This window comes from Neobacillus drentensis, assembly GCF_036966985.1.
Lineage (GTDB): Bacteria > Bacillota > Bacilli > Bacillales > Cytobacillaceae > Neobacillus > Neobacillus drentensis_E.
In genome coordinates this window covers 2082-4921 of sequence record NZ_JBALSN010000571.1, presented here as the reverse complement: position 1 = coordinate 4921, position 2840 = coordinate 2082, and the positions used below count along the sequence as shown (strand labels likewise).

4 protein-coding genes are annotated in these 2840 nt (G+C 36.2%); 1 reads left to right on the top strand and 3 read right to left on the bottom strand.

All coding sequences use genetic code 11. From position 1 onward, the window contains the following. A partial coding sequence (locus tag V7659_RS28160) for an alpha/beta fold hydrolase (protein ID WP_335543368.1) occupies nt 1–436 on the top strand: 436 nt, incomplete at its 5' end. A 68-nt stretch (nt 437–504) separates the two neighbouring features. Here the strand turns inward: V7659_RS28160 and V7659_RS28155 are convergent. The 3 genes from V7659_RS28155 to V7659_RS28145 are packed head-to-tail and all read right to left on the bottom strand — an operon-like array spanning nt 505 to nt 2783. Beyond that, entirely contained in the window at nt 505–1563 is a 1059-nt protein-coding gene (locus V7659_RS28155; RefSeq protein ID WP_335543367.1) for an alpha/beta fold hydrolase, read from the bottom strand. 5 nt (nt 1564–1568) lie between these two features. Next, nucleotides 1569–2114 carry a polyhydroxyalkanoate biosynthesis repressor PhaR gene (locus V7659_RS28150; protein ID WP_335543366.1) on the bottom strand — a complete coding sequence of 182 codons (546 nt, stop codon included), beginning with the start codon at nt 2112–2114 and terminating at the stop codon, nt 1569–1571. A 15-nt stretch (nt 2115–2129) separates the two neighbouring features. Next, nucleotides 2130–2783 (bottom strand): hypothetical protein, encoded by a 654-nt coding sequence (locus tag V7659_RS28145; RefSeq protein WP_335543365.1) that lies wholly within the window; start codon nt 2781–2783, stop codon nt 2130–2132. Nucleotides 2784–2840 lie beyond the last annotated feature (57 nt).

Below are 2840 nucleotides of genomic sequence, written 5' to 3'. Positions count from 1 at the left end.
ATTTCATTATTTTCCTAAGAAACTTAAAAGTGTATTATATGAACCACGAAAAGAACTTCTCCAGCAGATTTCATACATGAAAGAACACTCGGATTATGCCGCACGAATGACACTCTATTCATGGAATAAGGACACAGTTGAAAAATTTAATAAGTTTTTCCAACCAAAACCTCAGATATTTGTTGACTCATTAGTGGCATGTTTTGAGGTAAATAATTTATCGTTATTACCAATGGTAGTTGTTCCGACCCTTATTGTTGGAGGTCAGTACGACTCTGTCTTACCTGTTTGGATTCAGGCTTGGATGCATAAGCTGATTCCAAATTCAGAGTTTATTATTATGAGAAATACCGGCCATCTGGCCAAATTGGAGGCAAAAGACCGGTTTAATAAGCTCTTAAGAAATTTCCTCGCTCAACAAAAAGCTGCTTCATAACTAGTAATAGCGGGAAGAGGGGGAGTCCTTCCCGCTATTACTTTATTCTTGTCTTAATAAAGAAATTCCTAAATTTCTTGTGACCTTGAGCAAAGCCATTTGTCCGCGAAGATGGCAAACTTTCCGGTTAAGGCTAAAGAAACGTGTCCACCTTCAAATACTTCGTACGTTTTATCTTCACTAGAAACCATATCAATAATAGGGAGGCTTTGTTGCTCTAGTATCAAAGTATCTCGCGATGTTGAGAAGACAAAGAATGAACAATGGATATTTTTTAAATCTACTTTCCTGCCGCCAATTGTCAGCTCTCCTTTTAAGAGTTTGTTATCTTTATAGAGATCATTAAATAGCTGTTTGAAAGCAGCCCCTGAAAACGATGCGGAGTCTTTTGTCCACTTGTCCATCCGCCGCCATTTTTTAACATATTCACCATCATGTGCACGGGAAATCAGGTTTATCCATGGACTAACGTAGACGGGTGAAAGTCCTCTAAACATTCCGTACATTATTTCAGATGGAATAACACCATAAACCTCAGAAAGTCGATCAAAATTAATTGTCCCTTTTTGAAGTCCTTTTAACCACTTATCCGGAACGATTCCTATACTGAAATCAATTGGAACAGTTGCTAGGACTAAATTCTTAATAGGCAGGTTTGTTAGTGAGGTAAAAATAGCGGCAATTGTGCCTCCTAAACAATAGCCAATCATGGATATTTCTTTTGCACCGGAATGTCGTAACGCACGTTTGACGCCATTTTCTAAATAATCAAGGATATAATTATCAAGTGTGATATCACTATCTTCATACTCTGGAGAACCCCAATCAAGGAAGTAAACATCATATCCTCTTTCTGTTAATCCTCCTACTACACTACTTCCTTCCCCGACATCTAAAATATACGATTTGTTTAGCAGTGAATAGACTAAAAACACAGGGATTTGATATTTTTTTTCTTTAGCAGGATGATAATATAATGTTGATTTATTTTTTTTCCAAATAATTTCTCCCGTTGTTGGAACGATATCAGGTTTCGGTTCTGTTAAGACTTTATAGACTTGTTCCCATCTTAAAGATTCCTTTTTCAAATCAACTAATGGAATATTTCCTAGTGCTTTAGCAATCATTATTCTCAGCCCCTTCCATCACTGCTAGCACCAGTCAGAACAAGCTCATTTTCCCTGTCTTTTGTCTGCAATGGATGCACAAGATTTTTCAAGGCTGCAAGTTCCTGTTTAATATCTGTTAATTGAGAGATTTCTTGTCTTAAATTTTGAAACTCTGTTTGAATGAAAGCTGATTCATCATTCATCTGTTTTATAATCGTCATCATTTCTTGAAACATTGCTACGTTTCCCTTATTTAAGGATTCTAAACTATCCTGTAAATTCCAAACCTGTTCCTCTAAAATATCAATTTTTTCTTCGGTTTGTAGAGATAATTTTGCTACATTTGCAATATCTTTTTTGGTTGGAATATTCATTACACCCGCCATGAGTTCTTGGTTCTTTCTTAACCGCTCCATATATCTTGCATGACTATCTGTCCCAACCTTAAGAAGTCGCACGAACTCATTATTGTCAGTCATCATGTATAGCATGCCATTCAATTGACTTTCCCACATTTCACTTATTCTTCTAAATCCTTGCAACGGATCATAGGTTTTATCCATCGACATATGCTTTTTGCCTCCTTAGGAATTTGTAATCTCTTCTTCTTTCTCCAAGTACTTATTAAATGGAAACATCAACGGTTTAATTTGTCGTGCAAATAGATTAACAAAACCTTTTTGATTTTCATAGATTAGGTTTCCAACTTGTTTAACAGCCTTGATATATTGCTTCCTGCCTTTTTTCCTAAGGGCCACATACTGCTCAATCGTTTCAAGATATTTATCCATTGCTTGATTTTTGCTAATAACTTGGCAAGGTGTACTTAGAATTGACATGGTTCTTTTTTGAAGTTGGTCAATCTGGGCATTTATTTCTTCGTATGACCTAAGTGGAAAGAAATGCTGCAGACTAGTGGTGGACATCAAAAATTCCTCTCTTGCGGTCCTTTCCCATTCAGTTAATTCCTTATTAAATTTCTCTGCCATTTCTTTTAAGTTTTCTTGATTCCTTTGGATGTTATCAGCAAAAAACATGGCCTCTTTTAGAAATACCTCGTCTCGGAAGTCTGAACGCTTGGCCCATTCGTCTAATTCATGAAATGCATTGTGCCAGAGAATGTCTAGGCTTGATAGTTGTGCATCGCTCACCTCTTTTTCTCCAATTTGTTTATTGTCCTTATTGGTGGATTCAAGGATAGGTTCTTGCTCTTTTTCAATTTTTCTTTTCTCAGACATCCTATTCGCATCCTTTTATGAATTTTTTATTTCTTCCTTTTTGGCTGTGTTAAACTT